The sequence below is a fragment of the Streptomyces sp. NPDC028368 genome (assembly GCF_055565615.1).
The window spans coordinates 79,197-97,806 of record NZ_JBVHTY010000018.1; the positions used below are offsets into that span (position 1 = coordinate 79,197).

Here is an 18,610-nt window from a genome sequence, read left to right on the forward strand (position 1 = left end):
CCCCTTGCGTACCCCTCCCCCCATCCGTTCAACTGACGTACCGTCAGAAGTGTGTGGTGCTGCAAATCATCGGCAGGAGGGGCATACGGATGCGGACGATCTGGCTCGGCGGGGCCGAGTGGCCGGCGTGATGGCGGGGTTCGGAGCGGGCCGTGCTGCGCCGCGTGATGATCTGCCGGAGGTGGATGCCTTCACCCGGCCGTACTGGGACGCGGCCGCGGAAGGGCGGCTGCTGCTGCGCCGCTGCCGCGCGGAGGACGGCGGGTGCGGGGCGGTGCATCACTACCCGCGCGAGTTCTGCCCGTACTGCTGGGGCGAGAGCGTCGGGTGGGAGCCGGCCAGTGGCCATGCCACCCTCTACACCTGGTCCGTGGTGCACCGTAACGACCTTCCGCCCTTCGGTGGCCGGGTGCCGTATGTCGCGGCCGTGGTGGACCTCGCGGAGGGGCCCCGGATGATGACCGAGGTCGTCGAGTGCGCGGAGCGGGATCTGCGGATCGGGATGCCGCTGATGGTGCACTTCCGGGAGGAGGGAACCCTCGCGGACGGTGACGGTGACGGTGACGGCAACGGCGGGGGTGTCGGAAACGGCGGGGGTGTCGGAAACGGCGGGGGTGTCGGAAACGGCGGGGGTGTCGGAAACGGCGGGGGCGGGAACGGCGGGGGCATGGTCGCCATACCTGTCTTCCGGCCCGCGTGAACCCACCACACCCACACGGAATCCGGACCACACCGACACGGAATCCGGACCACACTCGTACGGCATCCGGACCACATCCGTACGGAATCCGGGCCACACCCGTACGGAATCCGGTGGCACGCCGCACCTCCGCGCGCCATCCTGACCTGGTGCTGATTCGAGAAGCGACCGCGGCCGACTGGCCCGCTATCTGGCCGTTCTTCCATGACATCGTCGCGGCCGGGGAGACCTACCCCTACCCGGCCGACCTCGACGCGTCGGCCGGCCGGGAGATGTGGCTGCTCCGGCCGCCGGGCCATACGGTCGTCGCCGTCGATGAGGACGGTACGGTGCTGGGCTCGGCCAAGATGAACCCCAACCAGATGGGCGGCGGCTCGCATATCGCCAGCGCCAGTTTCATGGTCGATCCGCGGCACAGCCGGCGCGGCGCCGGACGGGCGCTGGGTGAATATGTGCTGGCCTGGGCCCGCGCCGAGGGGTACCGCGGGATCCAGTTCAACTCCGTCGTCGAGACCAACACCGCCGCCGTCGCGCTCTGGAAGTCCCTCGGATTCACGATCATGACCACCATTCCCGAGGGATTCCGGCACCCCACCAAGGGCTATGTGGGGTTCCACATCATGTATCAGCAGTTGTGAGCCGGGCGCCTGTAACGCCGTTACGGCCAGAGCAGTTCCCTCTCCCAACGTCCCTCCGTACAACGGTAATTGAGGCGTACGTGGCGGCGTCGCGCATCCCCCTGGAAGAACTCGACCTCCTCGGCCCGCAGTACGTACAGCGTCCAGCTGGGGACCGGGGCGTCCGGCTCGCGCTCGGCCCGTTCCCAGGCGGCCTCCGACGCGCGGGCCAGCTCCTCGGTGGAGCCGAGAACCTCGCTCTGCCGCCCGACCAGCGCCGCGGCCAGCGCCCCCGGCGAACGGCGGTGCAGATCGGCCGCGCTCTCCTCGGGGCCCGCTGTGGTCACCGATCCCCGGATACGGATCTGGCGCCCGACCGCCGCCCAGTAGAAGCCGAGTGCGGCCCGGGGCCGGGCGGCCAGCTCGCGGCCCTTACGGCTGCCGCGGTGCGAGGCGAAATGCCAGCCGTGCTCGTCGGCGTCGTGCAGCATCAGGGTCCGTACGGAGGGGTCGCCGGCCGCATCCGCCGTGGCGAGCGTCATGGTGTGCGGCTCAGGCACTCCGGCCTCGGCGGCCTCCCGCAGCCACTGCCGGAAGAGCGGCAGCGGCTCGGTCGGCGCCTGCGTCGGGTCGAACGAGGGAAGTTCGTTTTCCCAGACGCGCAGCCCGCGCAGTAGTTCCCGGAAGGCGCGGGCGTCGGCGGTGGGCTCGTCCGGGGCATCCGGGGCGTCCGGGGCGTCTTCCGGGGCATCGGGGGTGTCCTGGTGGGCAGCGTGTTCGGCCATGTCAGGCAGCGTACGGGGGGCGAACCGCGGCCGCCGGGGGCGGGCCCCGCTTCCCGGTTCGGGCCCCGGCTCAGGCCCCGGCCCCGGATTCGGACCCCGCTCCGGCGCGGTCGGGGTGTGCGCTGGTGCGGAGCAGGGTGAACCCGGTCGCTGCGACGACCACGGCCGTGGTGCCGTGCACCGAGTAGGCAAGGGCGGCCGAGCCGCCGTGGCTCAGTATCACGGTCGCGTCGCCGAGCGGGATGAGGGCGAAGGTGAGCATGACCGTGCCGAGTGCTCGTCGCTGTCGGGTGAGCAGCAGGGCGAGGCAGACGATGCCGGTGACGAGGTCGCGTACGCCCTTGATGTTGAGGAACGCCGTGGCGTCGCCGTGTGGCCAGGCGGGGAGGCCGAAGGTGGGGGCCGCGCCGGCCGGGTCGACGAGGAATCTCACGCCGACGTAGGCGATGCCGACGGCGACGAGCACGGTGAGCGCGGTGGCGACGTGCCCCAAGGGGCCGGATGCGGATTTCTTCAGCGGGCTGTTCGACGACATGACGGAGTCACTCCTCAAGTGCGTTGGGTGGTAGCGCAGTTAGCGAGAAAGCTAGCGCTGCTAGCTCTTTGAGCGACGCTAGCATTGTCAGTGCTTGATTGGCTAGCAGCGCTAGAATTTCGAGCATGACTTCCACTCAGAAGCGACGTGAGCGCGAACGGGCGCAGCGGCATCAGCGGATCGTCGAGGTGGCGCGCGAGCTCGCCGAGGCCGAGGGATGGAGTGCGGTCACCACCCGCCGGCTGGCCGAGCGGATCGAGTACAGCCAGCCCGTCCTCTACAGCCACTTCGCGGGCAAGGGGGCGATCGTCAACGCCGTAGCGCTGGAAGGCTTCGCCGAACTCGTGGTGGCGACCCGCGCCGCGCGAGAAGAAGCGACCGGCGGCAGCACCGAAGCGCCGGCCCCCGGCAGCACGGAGGCGCTGCTCGCCGTGGCCCGCGCGTACACCGCATTCGCCACGGCCAACCCGGCCCTCTACGACGCAATGTTCTCGCTCGCCACCGACCTGCCCTTCGGCAGCGCCGAAGCCCCCGAGCCGCTCAAGGCCGCCTTCGTCGAACTCCTCGCGGTATTCGGACCGTTGGCGGGCAAGAAAGGCGACCCGGAGACCTTCACCGAGGTGGGCTGGAGCGCGTTGCACGGCCTGGTCACGCTCGCCCGCGACGGCCGCCTCCGCGGCGGCCACCAGGAGCAGCGCCTCGCCCTCCTTGTGGACCGTCTCGCTGCGACGTAATAGGACGCGAGCCGTCCTTCATCGCCCCTAACGTCACCCGCGCAGGCCCATCAATGACACAGGGAAGCGCAGGGGATACGCGATGAGCGCCGTCACCACCAACCAGCCGATCGGCACACCCACTTGGATCGACCTCGGGATCCCGGCCTGCGGCAGCGACCGCGGCAGTGACCGCGGCCGAGACGCCAACTCCGACCTCGAATTCGACCCCAACCTCGACCCCAACCTCGACCCCAACCTCGACCTCAACCTCGACCGTGCGAAGGCGTTCTACCGCGCACTGTTCGGCTGGGAGTACGAGGAACGGTCGTCGGCGGCGACCGGCCGCTACATCTTCTGTCTGCTGGGCGGGCGGCGGGTGGCGGCACTGCGCCCCCGCTCCGCCGCGGACCGAGAGGGCGAGTCCTGGTGGCACGTCTACCTCGCGACGGACGACTGTGACGCGACGGCCAAGCGGATCGCCGACGGCGGCGGAAGGCTGCTCTCACCGACCGTGGACGTCGCCGGACTGGGCCGGAAGGTCATCGTCGAGGACGCCGTAGGCGCCCGCTTCAGCCTCTGGCAGGGGCGCACCTTCCCCGGCTGCGAGCTCGTCAACGAGCCCGGCACCCTGGTCCGTAACGACCTCGTCGGCCCGTCCCCCGCCCCGGCCCGCCGCTTCTACGCGGACGTCTTCGGCTTCACGCTCGACGGCAACGAGGACCTCCCGGACGCCGACTTCACCTTCCTGCGCCGCCCGGACGGCCATGAGATCGGCGGCATCTTGGGCGACCCGGGTGCCCCGGCATCCCGTTGGCAGACCCTGTTCGAGGTGGCGGACACCGACGACCTGGCGGCGCGCGCGGTCGCCGCGGGCGGTACGGCGGCCACGCCCGTCGACGCCCCGTACGGCCGCTTGGCACAGATCAACGACCCCTTCGGCACCACCTTCAGCGTCATCACGCGCCCCGCCGCCACCCGCAGGCCGTCTCCGTGATCGCCTTCCTCTTCCTCAGGGGCGCATTCGTCAGGGGCGCATTCCTCAGGATCGGCGACGCCAAAAACCCTTCGATCGGCCCGCGGGCCCGTCGTTACGGTCTTCCCATGCACTTCCACCAGATCTACGGCTGACACGACCGACGAGGGCCTCACGACAACGCCTGGCCGCAGGACCCGGTCGCCGCGTCCTCGCTCTTCCTCGACGACGCCATGGCGGTGCTGCCCCAGCTGCACGCCGCGTACGACCACGATCCCGCCGATGTTCATCTCTACGACTTCGGCTCCTACGCCGCCCGCGCGCCGGCCGAGGCGCAGGCCCGCGACATCGTCCAGCTGTCACCGACGTATGTGGGCCGGGAGGGGGCCAGGAGGACTTCCACGCGCTGTTCGGCGGCGGATGCCACGGCGGAGGTGTTGCGTACGGCGCTGGGCGAACTCACCACCGATGCGCGGGTCGCCGCCCGCTCGGCCGAACTCCGCGCCGCGGCGCGCGCCGAAGGCGGCACCCACCGGGCCGCGGACCTCATCGAGGAGCGGCTGGGGTGAATCCCCTGCGGGGCTGAGACCGCCGGTGCCGCCGGGGCAGGCCCTACCCCCTCCCCAGCACCACCGTCCCAGACGAGCAGAACCAGCCGCCCGTGCCGGAGGCGACGGCGAGCTGCGGGAGCCGGCCGTCGGGTTTGCGGACCTGACGGCCCGGCCCGGCCTCGCCGCGGAGTTGCCGTACGGCCTCGACCAGCAGGAACAGGCCCCGCATCCCCGGATGGCAGGCGGCCAGACCGCCGCCGTCGGTGTTGACCGGGAGCTCGCCGTCCCGCAGCAGCCGCCCCTTTTCCACGAACGCGCCGCCCTCGCCCTTGGCGCAGAATCCCAGGTCCTCCAGCGTCACCAGGGTCATGTAGGTGAAGGCGTCGTAGATCTCGGCGAGGTCGATCTCCGACGGCCGGACGCCGGCGCGTTCGAAGGCGAGGCGGCCGGAGACCGCGGCGGGTGAGACGGTGAAGTCGTCCCACTGGGACATGGTGGTGTGCGAGACCGCGGTGCCCGAACCGAGCACCCACACCGGGGGTTTGGTGAGGTCGGGCGCATAGTCCTCGGCGACCAGCAGCACCGCACAGCCGCCGTCGGAGCGGATGCAGCAGTGCAGTTTGGTGAACGGGTCGGCGATCATCGGGCCGGAGAGCACCTCGTCGACGGTGATCGGGGTGCGGTACATGGCGTCCGGGTTGGTCACCGCGTTGGCCCGAGCCTGGACGGCGATCTCGGCCAACTGCTCCAGGGTCGTGCCGTATTCGTGCATATGGCGACGGGCCGCCATGGCGTATTTGGCTATCAGGGTGTGCCCGTAGGGGACCTCGAACTGGAGCGGGCCGCGGGCGCCGAAGGAGAGGTTGGCGGTGCGGCGCCCGGCCTTGATGTCGGCGCGGGCGGTGGAGCCGTAGACGAGGAGTACGGCGTTGGCGTGACCCGCGGCGATGGCGTCGGCGGCGTGGGCGGCCATGACTTCCCAGGTGGAGCCGCCGACGGAGGTGGAGTCGACCCAGGTGGGGCGCAGGCCCAGGTATTCCGCGACCTCCACGGGCGCCAGGGTGCCCAGGCCGGCCGAGGCGAAGCCGTCGATCGCCGACCGGTCCAGGCCGCTGTCGGCGAGCGCCCGGCGCGCGGCCTGGGCGTGCAGGGCGTAGGGGGTGGCCTCGTCCACGCGGCCGCAGTCGGACAGCGCAACCCCGGCGACGGCGACCTTGCGAGGGCGATATCGATATCCGGGTCCATGTCCGGAAGGGGTCCCGGACGTCATGGGGAGGGGCGTGGGGCTGGGGGCCGGTCCGGGCGAGGGTATGGGCGAGGGCGAGGGCGAGGGCATGAATCTGACGGTACATCAGATATTTGGAAGTGGGCATGGTGCGGTCAAGGACGCGGCGGACCGAGGTCGGGGCCGGGGCTGGAGGTTCGAGTGCTGGGGCAGCGGTGGGGCGCGACCCTAGGAAAGTCGTGCCCCCGTCCCTACTATGACGGCCCGTCAGATCGCATGCCGGGGCCCGTCGGACCCGATGGGCGCTGTCGCACGGCCGGGAGGAGCCCGCCGATGGATGCCGCGTTCACCGAGGAGCAGGACGAGATCCGCCGTACTCTGCGCGAGCTGCTGCACAAGCGCTGCGGCCCGGACGAGGTCAAGTCGGCGGTACTCACCCCGCCCGGATACGACGAGGCGCTGTGGCGGCAGCTCGCCCGGCAGCTCGGGCTGCCGGGGCTCGCCCTGCCCGCGGCGTACGGCGGCGCGGACTGCGGGCCCACCGAACTCGCCCTGGCCTGCGAGGAGACCGGCCGTGTGCTGCTCCCCTCGCCGTTGATCGCCACCGCCGCGCTCGCCGTACCGCTGATCCTGGCGCTGGGCACCGAGCCGCAGCGGGCCGAACTGCTGCCGGCCCTCGCCGCCGGGGAGCTGACCGCGACCCTCGCCGTACCGGGCGGCCGGCTGGCCACCGCGCTGGCGCTGACCGGGCCGAACGACGGGGACTGGGCGGGCGGTGGCCGCGCGGGCGGCGTTCAGGCGCGGCTGCAGGCCGGGCAGTGGCGGCTGTACGGGGAGGCCGCGCAGGTCCTGGACGGGCACACCGCGGACGTCCTCCTGGTGGCCGCGCACACCGGCGGCTTCGCGCACAGCCGCACCCTGATCTTTCTCGTACGGGCGGACGCCTCCGGGCTGCTCCGGACGCGGCAGACCGTCATGGACGAGACCCGTCCCCAGGCGCGCCTCGAACTGCGCGATGTGGCGGCCGAGTTGCTGGGGGAGGAGGGCGCGGAGGAGGCCGTCATGGACGCGCTCGCCGCCACCGGGGCCGAGGCGGCCGCGGCGCTGGCCGCCGAGGCGGTCGGCGCGGCCGACGCCGCGCTGACCCGTACCGTCGAATACGTCGGAGCGCGCGAGCAGTTCGGCCGGCCCATCGGCTCCTTCCAGGCGGTGCAGCACCGCCTCGCCGATCTGTACGTGGCGGTGCAGGCGGCCCGCTCGGCGGCGTACTACGCGGCCTGGTCGGCGGGCGGAGCCCGGTCCGGGGGGCGCCACACGGCCGAGCCGGGGGCGGCTGCGCTGGCGCTCGCGCAGGCGCTGGAGGCGCTGCGCAAGGTGGCCGCCGAGGCGGTGCAGCTGCACGGCGGCATCGGCTTCACCTGGGAGCACGACGCGCACCTCTACTTCAAGCGCGCGGCCTGCGACGAACTGCTGCTGGGGCCCGTGCACCGGCTGCGGGCGCGGGCCGCCGAGGTGGCCGGGCTGTTCGCGGCCGGGAACGATGCGGCCGGGAACTGCCCCGCCGGGGTGCTCGGCACGCGAGAGGCGGTCGATGCGTGATGCCACCTGGTGAGCGGCTGCTGCAGAAGGTCTCCTCGACCCGTACGTTCGCGCGGATCGCCCCGCATTTCATCCCCGCACTGGACCGTGCGGTACACCGGCTGACCCGGGGAAAGGTCCTGCTCAGCGCGCAGATGCTACCCGGCGTGATCCTGACCGCGACCGGTGCGCGAAGCGGACAGCCACGGCGTACCCCGCTGGCGTGCATGCCGGAGGAGGGCGGCTGGCTGCTGATCGGTAGCAACTTCGGACGGCCGGGACATCCGGCCTGGACCGGGAATTTGCTCAAGCATCCGGAGGCGGAGGTCAGTTGGCGGGGCGCGGACATTCCCGTACGGGCCCGGCTGCTCGCGGGGGCGGAACGGGAGCGGGCGTGGCAGTCGGTGCTGGCTTTCTGGCCGCCGTACGCGACCTATCAGGCGCGGGTGGAGCGGGAGATCCGGCTGTTCCGGCTCGAGCGGCGCTGAGTACACAGACAGCGGGTGCCGTATGAACCCCTGAGGGCCCTACGGCACCCGCTGTCTGTGCAGCTTTACCGCTATGGCAGGACGGATGCAGGACGGATGCAGGACCGGACGCGAACGGGACCGACGGCTGCTTCGTCGGCGGGTTCGCCGGTTACTCCTCCAGTTACTTCACCAGTTACCTCACCGGTTGTTTCTTCGCCGGTCGTTCGCCGGATTCTTCGCCGGTCGTTTCGCCGGTCGTTCGCCGGTTACTTCGTCGGCTTCTTGCCGGTGACGCCGAGGTGCACCAGCAGCGACAGATTGGGCTTGAGCTCGGTCTGTTTGACGCCCCAGCTCTGGAAGCCCTTCTGGTGCCCGGCGACCGCGGCCAGCATCGCGACGATGGAGCCGGCCATTGCCGCCGGGCTCACGTCCTTGTCGACCTTGTTCTTGCTCTGGAGCTCCTGGATGGAGTCCGTAAGGGAGTTGGTGACGGCGTTGAGGATCTTCATGCGGATCTTGTAGAACCGCTTGTCGCCCTCGGCCGCGCCAAGATCCACGACGCGCAGAATGGCGTCGTGCTTGCGCCAGAAGGAGAGAAAGCCGTCGACCAGCTCCTCCGCCGTCTGCCACCCGGACTTGCCCACCCAGGAGCGTCCCGCGACAAGACCGGTCAGACTTGCGCCTTCTTTGGCCATCTCCTCGGCGATTTCGAGGACGGCGCCCTCTACGTCCGGGAAGTACTGATAGAACGTTGCGGGTGAAGTCCCCGCTTTTCGGGCCACATCGATGACTTTGACGTCCCGGTAGGGGGACGAACTGAGCATTTCGCTGAGGCAGTCGAGCAGCTTCTGCCGCGTCGCCTGTCCGCGGCGGCCGGCAACTCTGCCGTCGACGGTTCGCACTTGTCCTGTCATGCCGTCAGCTTACCGACGGGTGATCGGAGCGCGATTTGGCTGCCTGCAAATGGGGATGGGGGAGTTAGGGGCGCCTGATCCGGGTTGCCGCCTTGAATGCGGCCTCGTACCCGACTCCGAATCCGCAGGGCAGTGCTTGATCCGAACCGGTGAATGGTCTTATCAACAGGCTGTGGACAACTTTCGTGGACAAGTGCACGGAACGGCGATGGCAAGTGCGCGCAAGGTGTGGCCTGTTGCGCGTCGGCCCCCGGATGACCTGCGTCAACCCGAGAGTGAATCGACCACACGTTCGAGTGCCTGCCGGGCGGGGCGCCGGTACCGCCGCTAGCGTTGCCGTATGACTGCATTCGCGGACGGTGCTTCCCGCCGGGCGGACGTCACGCCACCCGGCGGAACGGCGTCATGCTGACCGCCCCTCCCGGCCGGGGTGAGCGGTCATGGCGACTGTCCGGCCCGAAGTGGATCCCCGACGGTCCGTTTGCGGTCTTCCGTGACAACCAAGGGGCCACCTTCGGCGTCATAGGGCTGAAATGGCCCGAGGGGCCACAGAATTGGGCCGGCGACGAGACTTTTCACGGAGGTCGACAGGGTGGCAGTGCGGGGGAATACGCGGGGTGGGCGCAGTGCTGCACGGTGTGCACGGGGCGGCGGCGAGGCCGGGGACCGGGGACGGGGCGGACGGTATGACGGGTAGGGGACGGGCGCGCGGCACGACGGCGGCGGAGCGACGGGCGGGGACGGCCGGCGGTCCGCTGCGGCACGGGATACGCGGGACGGGTGCGATACCGGGGACGGGCGCGCGGGAAACCGACCGGTAACCCCACGGCAACCCCTCTTCGCCGGACGTATCGGAGCACGTCAGGCGGGCGTGGGTTACGCCTGGTAACGGGCGCGCCGTGCGTGACGAGGCGTGATCCGTGACACGACGCATGGGCCCCGGGTTCGCAACGATCGGCCCGGCCAGGAAGAATCACCACGCGTACGGCCGTTTCGGCCAGGCGGTGAGACGCTGCACGGGGCAGTGGCTCTCGGCGGCTCGTGGCTCTTGAGAGTCTCTTTTTTTACGCCCCACGGGGAGGTGGCAGGCAAGTGGTGGAGCAGCTGAAGCAGCTGACGCAGCACGATCCCCGGCGGATCGGCCCGTTCGAGGTGCTCGGCCGTCTCGGGGCCGGCGGCATGGGACTGGTCTATCTGGCGCGTTCGGCGTCCGGCCGGCGCGTGGCGATCAAAACCGTGCGGACCGAGCTCGCCGAGGACCAGCTGTTCCGGGTCCGCTTCACACGCGAGGTCGAGGCGGCCCGCGCGGTCAGCGGCTTCTACACCGCGGCGGTGGTGGACGCCGACCCGCGGGCGGCGGTGCCGTGGCTGGCGACGGCCTACGTGCCCGCTCCCTCCCTCGAGGAAATAGTCAATGAGTGCGGGCCGCTGCCGGCCCAGGCGGTGCGCTGGCTGGCGGCCGGCATCGCCGAAGCGCTGCAGTCCATCCACGGCGCGGGCCTGGTGCACCGCGACCTGAAGCCGTCGAACGTCCTGGTGGTCGAGGACGGCCCCCGGGTCATCGACTTCGGTATCGCCTCCGGGGTGTCCAACACTCGGCTGACGATGACCAATGTGGCCGTGGGGACCCCGGCCTACATGTCGCCCGAGCAGGCCCGCGACTCCCGCAGTGTCACGGGCGCCAGCGACGTCTTCTCCCTCGGCTCGACGCTGGTCTTCGCCGCCACCGGGCACGCGCCGTTCCATGGCGCCAACCCCGTGGAGACGGTCTTCATGCTGCTGCGCGAAGGCCCCGACCTGGCCGGACTGCCCGACGAGCTGCGGCCGCTGATGGAGTCCTGTATGCAGATGGAGGCGGCCCACCGGCCGTCCCCCGCCGATCTGCAGTCCCAGCTGGCGCCCCATCTGTTCGGCTCCGGCAGCGACGACAGCGGTACGGCCTCGGCCTGGCTGCCGCCCGGCGCGGTGGCGCTCATCGAACAGCGGCGCGGTGGCCGTGCCACCCTCCCCAAGAGCTCCCAGCGCGCCTCCTCCGGCCGGAGCTCCGGCCGTCAGGCGCCCGCCGCGCCGCCGGCCCCGCCCGTACAGCCGCCGCGGCCCGAGAGCGCACCGGTGGGCGGCGCCGCGCCCGAGTCCGGCTGGCCCGGCCGGGTCGGTGCGGGCCCCGGCGCACACCGCGGCGGCGACCCGCGCTCCGGCGGCCCCGGCCCGATGCCGCAGCCCGCCGCGCTGGGCCCGGACGCCTCGACGGCCCGGGTGACCCCGGTCTCCGCGGCCCCGCCGCCCGCCGCGCCGCCGGAGGGCGGTCCGGTACGCCTCGGTGGCTCGCCCGCCCCCATAGGGCCGGGGCCGCGCGCCGCCGACGCGCGCGAACCCCAGCCGCGCGGGCAGGCCGGCGCCGGCACGAACTGGGTACGGCCGCCCGGTGGCGGACCGGCCGCCGGTGTGCCGCAGCAGCAGGGCGGCGCGGGTGGCGTCCCGGCGGAGGCCACCCCGCCCCCGCCGCCCGAGGCGCCGCCCGCCGAGCCGGGCCGCTGGCGCCCCTGGCGGTTCCGGATGTCGAACGATGTGTGGGGCACCCCCGCCGTCTCCGGCGACCTGCTCTACGTCACGTCCTTCGAGGTGCATGCCCTCGATGTGGCCAGCGGGCGGCGGAAGTTCAAAACCCGCGATGTGGCGTGGGCGATGGCCGTCGCCGACGGCCGCATCCACGCCTCGGACGGCCCGAGCCTGTACGCCCTGGACGCCGACGACGGCACCGAGCTCTGGCGGCTGAACACCGACGGCTGGGTCTACGCCCTCACCGTCGACCGCGGCACGGTCATCACCAGTACGCGCGGTGGCGGCGTCCAGGCATGGGAGGCCGCCAACGGCGAGCTGCTGTGGCGGATCGATCGCGTCCAGACCGACTTCGAGACGGCCGAGGCCGGGCCCGTGGTGCACGACGGCACGGTGTTCGTCTGGGACGAGGCGCGGCTGAAGGCGCTGGAGGCGCGTACCGGCGCCGAGCGCTGGTCGTATCCGGTGGGCGACGCGGCGTCCTGCGGCGGGGTGCCCATGCGGCTGCTGCCGGCTCCCGACGGCGTGGTCTACGTCGTGGCCGGTACGCGAGTGATGGCGATCGATATCGCGCGTGGCGAGGTGCGCTGGCACTTCGAGGCGCCCGCGGTGTTCCTGAGCCCGCCCGCCTTCGCCCCCGGCCCGGCGGTCACCGGCGGCGGCGTCTATCTGGCCGACTACCTCGGTACGGTCTACGCCCTGGACGCGGCGGACGGCCGCGACCGCTGGCGGATCGCCACCGAGGCACGCCAGTCCACCGAGCCGGTGCTGGTTGCCCACGGCGCCGTCCATCTGGGCAGCGGCAAGGCGCTCTACACCCTGGACGCCGTGACCGGCACGCCGCGCTGGCGGTTCCAGGCCGGCGCGGACGTGGTCGGTGCTCCGGTCGTCGCCGAGGGCCGGGTGCACTTCGGCTCCGCCGACCACTGTCTGTACACGCTGGATGCGATGGGCGGTCAGCTGCGCTGGAAGCTGGAGACCGGCGGCGAGATCACCGGGTCGCTGGTCGCGGTCGGCGGCGTGGTCTACGCGTGCAGCAAGGACCGCTGTGTCTACGCGCTGGACGCGGCAAAGGGGACGGGGCAGGCCCGGCGGCCGTAACGCCTGCCCGTCTGTTCCCGGTCTCGCCTACTCCTGGTCCTCCGGGGGCTGTTGGCGGCCCCGAGGCCGGTGCTCCTTGCCCCACTCCACCGGAGGCGTGGGCGGCTGCGGCCGCGCCGCCTGGGTCGGTGGCGGCGGTGGTGGCGGAGGCGGTGCCGTCGGGTGCGGCCACGGTTCGGTGGGCGGCTGCCGGGGCCCCTGTCCACCGCCCTCCGGGCCGAATCCGGGGCGGGTCAGCGGACGGGTGGCGGGCCCTTCATCGGGCGGCCCGCTCGCACCGCCGTACGGCTCCTCACCGCTGTACGGCTCCTCATTGGCGTACTGCTCCGGAGTCCACTCCTGGGCCGCCGGATCGTGGGTCACCGGGCGGCCCCGGTCCCACGGGGCGGGCGCCACCGGGCGAGCGGGGGCGCGCTCTTCGTCCCGCCCGTACCCGTCGTCGTACCGATATGCATCGTCGTACCGATATGCGTCGTCGTACCGATGTCCGTCGTCGTACCGCCGCTCCGCCTCGCGGCCGCGCACCCGGCCGGTCCGGCCTCTCATCACCAGGGCGCCGAGCAGCAGCAGCGCCCCGCCACCGAGGGCATTGGGCACGCCCACCCCGAGGCCGTGGACGCCCGTCGTGAGTTCGCCCGCAGACTGTCCCTGGCGGACCATCCACAAGATGGTGAAGCCCAGCACGATCAGGCCGGCGAGCGCGACGAGCAGCCGCGAGCGCAGCGCGATGCCGAAGAGGGTCAGCAGGCCGGCGACGGCCATGGGCAGGAAGACGGAGCTGAAGAGCGAGGCACCGTTGTCGGTGATGTTGCGGAAGACGTCCTCGATACGGAAGTCGCTTCCGTGACGGCCGTCGTACCAGGGACGGAAGGGGCTCCAGACGGCGGCCGTCGCTCCGATGAGGGCGATCAGGGATCCGATGACGTTGCGCACCACTGGCGTCGCCTCGCTTCGAGTCGTCCTGAGGTCCTCCGACCCCGACGCTACGCCTGACCGCTGTCACCCGCGATTTCTCCGGTGCTTCCGGGCCCCGTCGGCGTTGTCACCCACGCTTGCTAGTCTGCCGTGCACGCGTCAGCTCACGCATGGCGCGGCGAGGACGCCTTCAGGGGGATGGACAAAGGGCATGAAGCAGCGCACGGGCACACGCATAGGCAGGCGCCAGGGCACCCGAGCGGCCGCTGCGGCCGGGCTCGCACTGGCCACGATCGCGACGCTAGGCGGCTGCGCCTTCGGTGGCCCCCGCGTCACCGGGCCGACCGCGCCCCCGAGCCCCACGGACAGCGGCTACAACCCGAACGACCCGACCCCGTCCTCGGACTCCTCGTACGACACGTACTCGCCCTCGCCCTCGCCGACCGAGGAGACCTACGACCCGGACGGCAGCGCCGATGTCGATGGCACCGGCTGCGACTTCTCCGAGTCGCGCCGCACGCTCACGTACACGGTCCGCGTCACCAACCCGTCGCTGACGGACACGTACTCCTACGACATCACCGTCGTTTGGCTGAAGGACAAGCCGGCCGACGGGAACAACTACGGCTCGCACCGGCGCTCCGTCACCGTGGGGCCCGGCGACACAAAGACCTACGACGCCGAGTACACCATCAATATGTCCAGCTGGAATCAGTTCTGGTTCAAGTGCAACTTCCACTCGGTCGTCAAGTCCCGGGCGTGATCGCGGCTGCGCCGTATCCGGTCACCGCACCCGATGGTCGCGTTTCCGGGCCGCGAACAGCTCCGCCTGCTGCTCCGGCGGCGCATTCCCCAGGGTGATCAGCTGCGGCGCGCCCGCCATCGCCTGCGTCCGCGCCGCCTCGCGCGCCGACCACACCGCCCGTACGGTCCCCTGGACGGCCGCCGTCGGGTAGGCGGCGATGACCGCGGCCGCCCGCAGCGCCGCCCGTGCCGCGCCGCCGTCCGGGACGACCTCCGACACCAGGCCGATCTCGTACGCCCGCGCGGCCGAGAGCCGCTCCGCCGTCCCCATCAGCGACATCCGCGCGACCTCGCCGAACGGCATCCGCTGCGCCATCCCGATCGCCTCGTACGCGCTGACCATTCCGTATGTCGTATGCGGATCGAAGAAGGTGGCCGACTCGGTGGCAACAAGGAACTCGCACTCGCCCAGCAGATAGAACGCGCCGCCGCAGGCCATGCCGTTGACGGCGGCGATCACCGGCTTCCACAGGTCGTTGGCCTTCGGGCCGATGGTCAGCAGCGGATCGTCGATGGCGTACGGGGACGACGGCTGGGGCACGCTGACCGACCGGTCGATTCCGGTGCAGAAGGCCCGGTCGCCCGCCCCGGTGAGGACCACGGCCCGGATCCCGTCGTCGCTGCGCACCGCCCGCCAGGTGGCCGCCAGTTCCGCGGCCGTCTCCAGGCCGATCGCGTTGTGCCGGTCCGGCCGGTCGATGGTCACCAGAGCGACCCCGTCGGCCCCGGGGAACTCGATGCGGATGCTCACGGCCGCTCCAGGAGCCAGCGGGGTACGGTCACGCCCCCGGTCATGGTGTGGAAGGCGACCTTCACGGGGGCGCCGATGCGCAGCCGCGCCGGGTCGACGGAGTTGAGGGGGGCGTCGGCGGCGGTGACGAGGTTGCCGACGAGGCGGATGCGCGGGGCCTCGGCCAGCTCCACGATGATCGCGTTGTAGCCGGGCCGGCCGGCGTACGCGGGCAGCAGCGGCGGGTGCGGCAGGACGTAGGACCAGATGCGGCCGCGGCCGCTCATCTTCTGCCAGTGGGCGGTGAAGGACTGGCAGTGCGGGCAGCAGGGGCGGGGCGGGAAGCGCAGCTCGTCGCAGTCGGAGCAGGCCTGGATGCGCAGTTCGCCGCGGGCGGTGTACTCCCAGAAAGGTGCGCCGTCGTCGTCGGGGAGGGGGAGCAGCAGGTCGTCGTCGGTGCCGGAGCGATTGTCAGTGGCGGGTGCCACGCTTGAGGACATGGATGTGCTCATGGGCCGTCAACTCCTCAGCAGCAGGGCCGAGGTGGGGACTCCCTCGCCCGCGGTGACCAGACAGGTGGCGGCGTCGGGGACCTGTGCGGTGCTGGTGCCGCGCAGCTGCTTGACGCCTTCGTTGATGAGGTTGAAACCGTGCACGTACGCCTCGGACAGGCCCCCGCCGCCGGTGTTGAGGGGGAGCCGGCCGCCGATCTCCAGCGCGCCGCCCTCGGTGAACGCCGCACCCTCGCCGCGCCCGCAGAAGCCGTAGCCCTCGAGGGAGAGGGGAATCAGGGGGGTGAAGGCGTCATAGATCTGGGCCACGTCGACGTCCTGCGGGCCGAGGTCGGCGCCCTTCCACAGATGGCGGGCGGCGGTCCAGGCGGGCCCGGTGAGCGGGTCGTCGTTCCAGTAGTTGACCATGCCGTGGTGCTGGGCGGGCAGGCCCTGGGCGGCGGAGTGGACGTAGACGGGCCGCTGCCGGCAGTCGCGGGCGCGCTCGGCGGAGACGACGACGCAGGCCAGCGCACCGTCCGTTTCCAGGCAGTTGTCGAAGAGGCAGAGCGGTTCGCTGATCCAGCGTGCGGTCATATACATCTCGCGGGTCAGCGGGCGGTCGTACATGACCGCGGCCGGGTTCTGGTTGGCCCGGTTGCGGCAGGCGAGCGCGACGTTGAAGAGGTGGTCGCGGGTGGCGCCGTATTCGTGCATGTACCGGCGGGCCAGCATGCCGATCTCGTCGGCGGGGCGCAGCAGTCCGAAGGGGCGGGTCCACTGCCCCGGGGTCGGCAGCTGGACCTGGGTGTTCTTCCAGGGCCGCGGTCCCGAGCCGCGTTTGCGCGAGCGCCAGGCGACGCCGACGCTCGCCTGGCCGGTGGCGATGGCGGCGGCCAGATGGGCCACCGTCGCACACGATCCGCCGCCGCCGTAGCCGACCTTGGAGAAGTGGGTGACATCGCCCGCGCCGATGGCCTTGGCGATCTCGACCTCGTCCGTCTCCTCCATGGTGTACGAGGCGAACGCATCCACCTCGGAGGCGGCGATCCCGGCGTCGTCCAGCGCCGCCACGATCGCCCGGCAGGCCAAGGCCTTCTCGGATTCCGGGAGTTGTTTGGCAAAAGGAGTCTGTCCGATGCCGGCTATCGCCGTAGCGTCCTTGAGGGTCGCCCCCATCGCCACCTCCGTGGTCGGCCGTCAGTGCTGACAGCCGAGGAGGCTACCGCTAATCTGACGACCAGTCAGCTATCGGAACATCGTCAGCTATGGAGAAGTCGGCTCTTGGGCCGGCTCTTTCGCGGGAGGCAGTGCGATGCACGGTGACCTGGAACTGCGGGCGGACCTGCAATACGGCTCCATCTCTCATCTGGTGCGCGCGGCCGCCGAGCGGTACGGCCCCCAGGAGGCCGTGGTCGAGGGCCGCACCCGGCTCTCGTACGCCGAGCTGGGCGAGCGGGTCGAGCGGGCGGCGGCCGCCTGTATCGCCTCCGGCGTCGCGCCCGGCGACCGCGTCGCCGTCTGGGCGCCCAACACCCTCGACTGGATCGTCTCCGCCCTCGGAGCCGTCACGGCCGGCGCCGTCCTCGTCCCCGTCAACACCCGCTTCAAGGGCGCCGAGACCGCCTATGTCCTGCGCCGCACCCGCGCCAGGCTCCTCTTCATCACCGGCACCTTTCTCGGCACGTCGTATGTCGCCTCACTGCGCCGCGCCGCCCAGGAAGGCGACGGCGCCGGCCCGCTGCCGGGACTCCCGCACCTGGAAAAGGTCGTGGTCCTCTCCGGCGACGCCCCCGCCGACTTCACCTCCTGGAAGGACTTCCTCGCCGCCGGCGCCGACGTCCCCGCCGCGAAGGTCACCACCCGCGCCGGCAGCCTCCGCCCGGACGCCCCCTCCGACATCGTCTTCACCTCGGGCACCACCGGCCACCCCAAAGGCGCGGTGATCACCCACGCCCAGACCCTGCGCGCCTACGCCGTCTGGAGCGAACTGGCCGGCCTCCGGCAAGGCGACCGCTATCTGATCGTCAACCCCTTCTTCCACACCTTCGGCTACAAGGCCGGCATCATCGCCTGCCTGCTGCGCGGCGCGACGATGATCCCCCAGCCGGTCTTCGGGGTGGAGACCGCGCTCGCCAATATCGCCGCCGAGCGGATCTCCGTACTCCCCGGCCCGCCCACCCTCCATCAGCAGATCCTCGATCACCCCGCCCGCGCCCAGCACGACCTCTCCGCGCTCCGCCTCGTCGTCACCGGCGCGGCAGCCGTCCCTCTGGAGCTGGTCGAGCGGCTGCGCACCGAGCTGAAGATCTCCACCGTCCTGACGGCATACGGCCTTTCGGAGAGCTCCGGCATCGTCACCATGTGCCGCCGCGGCGACCCGCCCGAGGTCATCGCCTCGACGTCCGGCCGCGCCATACCGGACACCGAGATCCGTATCGTCGACGCCGCGGGCCGCCCGATGGCGCCCGGCGACCCCGGCGAGGTCCTGGTCCGCGGCTATCACGTGATGTCCGGCTACTTCGAGGACCCGGACGGCACGGACCGCGCCCTCACCCCCGACGGCTGGCTGCGCACCGGCGACGTCGGCATCCTCGACGCCGACGGCAACCTCCGCATCACCGACCGCATCAAGGACATGTTCATCGTGGGCGGCTTCAACGCCTATCCCGCCGAAATAGAACAACTCCTCATCCGCCACCCGGACATCACCGATGCCGCCGTCATCGGCATCCCCGACCCCCGGCTGGGCGAGGTTGGCAAGGCCTACGCGGTCCGCCGCCCGGGCTCCGCCCTCACCGCCGACGACCTGATCGCCTGGTCACGCCGCGAAATGGCCAATTACAAGGTGCCCAGGGAGGTGGCGTTCGTCGCGGAACTGCCGCGCAACGCGAGCGGAAAGGTGGTCAAGAGGAGGCTGCGGGACGCGCCTGTGTGACCCGGCCG

General features: G+C 71.6%; 16 protein-coding genes and 2 pseudogenes. 10 read left to right on the forward strand and 8 right to left on the reverse strand.

The window, feature by feature from the left end:
• Positions 1-130: 130 nt before the first annotated feature.
• Positions 131-535 (forward strand): annotated as a pseudogene (locus ACZ4S3_RS32960) (Zn-ribbon domain-containing OB-fold protein); the annotation flags it as partial.
• Positions 536-849: 314 nt separating this feature from the next.
• Positions 850-1,338, forward strand: coding sequence for a GNAT family N-acetyltransferase (locus ACZ4S3_RS32965; protein ID WP_467940924.1), 489 nt, complete (start codon positions 850-852; stop codon positions 1,336-1,338).
• A 20-nt stretch (positions 1,339-1,358) separates the two neighbouring features.
• On the opposite strand, the gene ACZ4S3_RS32970 is transcribed toward ACZ4S3_RS32965, so the two are convergent.
• A complete protein-coding gene (locus tag ACZ4S3_RS32970) occupies positions 1,359-2,102 on the reverse strand; it encodes a pyridoxine/pyridoxamine 5'-phosphate oxidase (RefSeq protein ID WP_467940926.1) in 744 nt (247 codons plus the stop codon).
• A gap of 70 nt (positions 2,103-2,172) precedes the next feature.
• Positions 2,173-2,637, reverse strand: coding sequence for a DUF4267 domain-containing protein (locus tag ACZ4S3_RS32975; RefSeq protein ID WP_467940928.1), 465 nt, complete (start codon positions 2,635-2,637; stop codon positions 2,173-2,175).
• Between the two features lie 125 nt (positions 2,638-2,762).
• On the opposite strand from ACZ4S3_RS32975, the gene ACZ4S3_RS32980 reads away from it, so the two are divergent.
• From ACZ4S3_RS32980 to ACZ4S3_RS32990, 3 genes and pseudogenes are all read left to right on the forward strand, one after another.
• The gene (locus ACZ4S3_RS32980) at positions 2,763-3,371 is read left to right on the forward strand and encodes a TetR/AcrR family transcriptional regulator (RefSeq protein WP_467940930.1); all 609 of its coding nucleotides are present in this window, start codon (positions 2,763-2,765) and stop codon (positions 3,369-3,371) included.
• A gap of 82 nt (positions 3,372-3,453) precedes the next feature.
• Positions 3,454-4,347 carry a VOC family protein gene (locus tag ACZ4S3_RS32985; protein WP_467940932.1) on the forward strand — a complete coding sequence of 298 codons (894 nt, stop codon included), beginning with the start codon at positions 3,454-3,456 and terminating at the stop codon, positions 4,345-4,347.
• Positions 4,348-4,502: 155 nt separating this feature from the next.
• Positions 4,503-4,712, forward strand: a pseudogene (locus ACZ4S3_RS32990) (glycosyl transferase); the annotation flags it as partial.
• A gap of 226 nt (positions 4,713-4,938) precedes the next feature.
• On the opposite strand, the gene ACZ4S3_RS32995 reads toward ACZ4S3_RS32990, so the two are convergent.
• The gene (locus tag ACZ4S3_RS32995) at positions 4,939-6,147 is read right to left on the reverse strand and encodes a thiolase C-terminal domain-containing protein (protein ID WP_467940934.1); all 1,209 of its coding nucleotides are present in this window, start codon (positions 6,145-6,147) and stop codon (positions 4,939-4,941) included.
• A 288-nt stretch (positions 6,148-6,435) separates the two neighbouring features.
• Here ACZ4S3_RS32995 and ACZ4S3_RS33000 point away from each other — a divergent pair, with 288 nt between their 5' ends.
• Positions 6,436-7,701 (forward strand): acyl-CoA dehydrogenase family protein, encoded by a 1,266-nt coding sequence (locus tag ACZ4S3_RS33000; protein WP_467940936.1) that lies wholly within the window; start codon positions 6,436-6,438, stop codon positions 7,699-7,701.
• Positions 7,701-8,168, forward strand: coding sequence for a nitroreductase family deazaflavin-dependent oxidoreductase (locus tag ACZ4S3_RS33005; protein ID WP_467940938.1), 468 nt, complete (start codon positions 7,701-7,703; stop codon positions 8,166-8,168). Before ACZ4S3_RS33000 ends, ACZ4S3_RS33005 begins: the two co-directional genes overlap by 1 nt.
• Positions 8,169-8,416: 248 nt before the next feature.
• Here ACZ4S3_RS33005 and ACZ4S3_RS33010 read toward each other — a convergent pair whose 3' ends face one another.
• Positions 8,417-9,064, reverse strand: coding sequence for a TetR family transcriptional regulator (locus ACZ4S3_RS33010; RefSeq protein WP_467940940.1), 648 nt, complete (start codon positions 9,062-9,064; stop codon positions 8,417-8,419).
• Between the two features lie 1,092 nt (positions 9,065-10,156).
• Here ACZ4S3_RS33010 and afsK point away from each other — a divergent pair.
• The gene (afsK, locus tag ACZ4S3_RS33015; protein WP_467940942.1) at positions 10,157-12,724 is read left to right on the forward strand and encodes a protein serine/threonine kinase AfsK; all 2,568 of its coding nucleotides are present in this window, start codon (positions 10,157-10,159) and stop codon (positions 12,722-12,724) included.
• A 27-nt stretch (positions 12,725-12,751) separates the two neighbouring features.
• On the opposite strand, the gene ACZ4S3_RS33020 is transcribed toward afsK, so the two are convergent.
• Positions 12,752-13,660 carry a hypothetical protein gene (locus ACZ4S3_RS33020; protein ID WP_467940944.1) on the reverse strand — a complete coding sequence of 303 codons (909 nt, stop codon included), beginning with the start codon at positions 13,658-13,660 and terminating at the stop codon, positions 12,752-12,754.
• Positions 13,661-13,850: 190 nt separating this feature from the next.
• Between ACZ4S3_RS33020 and ACZ4S3_RS33025 the strand changes: the two genes are divergently transcribed.
• Positions 13,851-14,402 carry a hypothetical protein gene (locus ACZ4S3_RS33025; RefSeq protein ID WP_467940945.1) on the forward strand — a complete coding sequence of 184 codons (552 nt, stop codon included), beginning with the start codon at positions 13,851-13,853 and terminating at the stop codon, positions 14,400-14,402.
• Positions 14,403-14,423: 21 nt separating this feature from the next.
• Here ACZ4S3_RS33025 and ACZ4S3_RS33030 read toward each other — a convergent pair whose 3' ends face one another.
• The 3 genes from ACZ4S3_RS33030 to ACZ4S3_RS33040 are packed head-to-tail and all read right to left on the reverse strand — an operon-like array spanning position 14,424 to position 16,843.
• Entirely contained in the window at positions 14,424-15,194 is a 771-nt protein-coding gene (locus tag ACZ4S3_RS33030) for an enoyl-CoA hydratase/isomerase family protein (protein ID WP_467940946.1), read from the reverse strand.
• Positions 15,191-15,673: a Zn-ribbon domain-containing OB-fold protein gene (locus ACZ4S3_RS33035; RefSeq protein WP_467941165.1), complete on the reverse strand. Its 483-nt coding sequence runs from the start codon at positions 15,671-15,673 to the stop codon at positions 15,191-15,193. Before ACZ4S3_RS33035 ends, ACZ4S3_RS33030 begins: the two co-directional genes overlap by 4 nt.
• Positions 15,674-15,691: 18 nt before the next feature.
• Entirely contained in the window at positions 15,692-16,843 is a 1,152-nt protein-coding gene (locus ACZ4S3_RS33040) for a lipid-transfer protein (RefSeq protein ID WP_467940948.1), read from the reverse strand.
• 136 nt (positions 16,844-16,979) lie between these two features.
• On the opposite strand from ACZ4S3_RS33040, the gene ACZ4S3_RS33045 reads away from it, so the two are divergent.
• The gene (locus ACZ4S3_RS33045; RefSeq protein ID WP_467940950.1) at positions 16,980-18,602 is read left to right on the forward strand and encodes a FadD3 family acyl-CoA ligase; all 1,623 of its coding nucleotides are present in this window, start codon (positions 16,980-16,982) and stop codon (positions 18,600-18,602) included.
• Positions 18,603-18,610 lie beyond the last annotated feature (8 nt).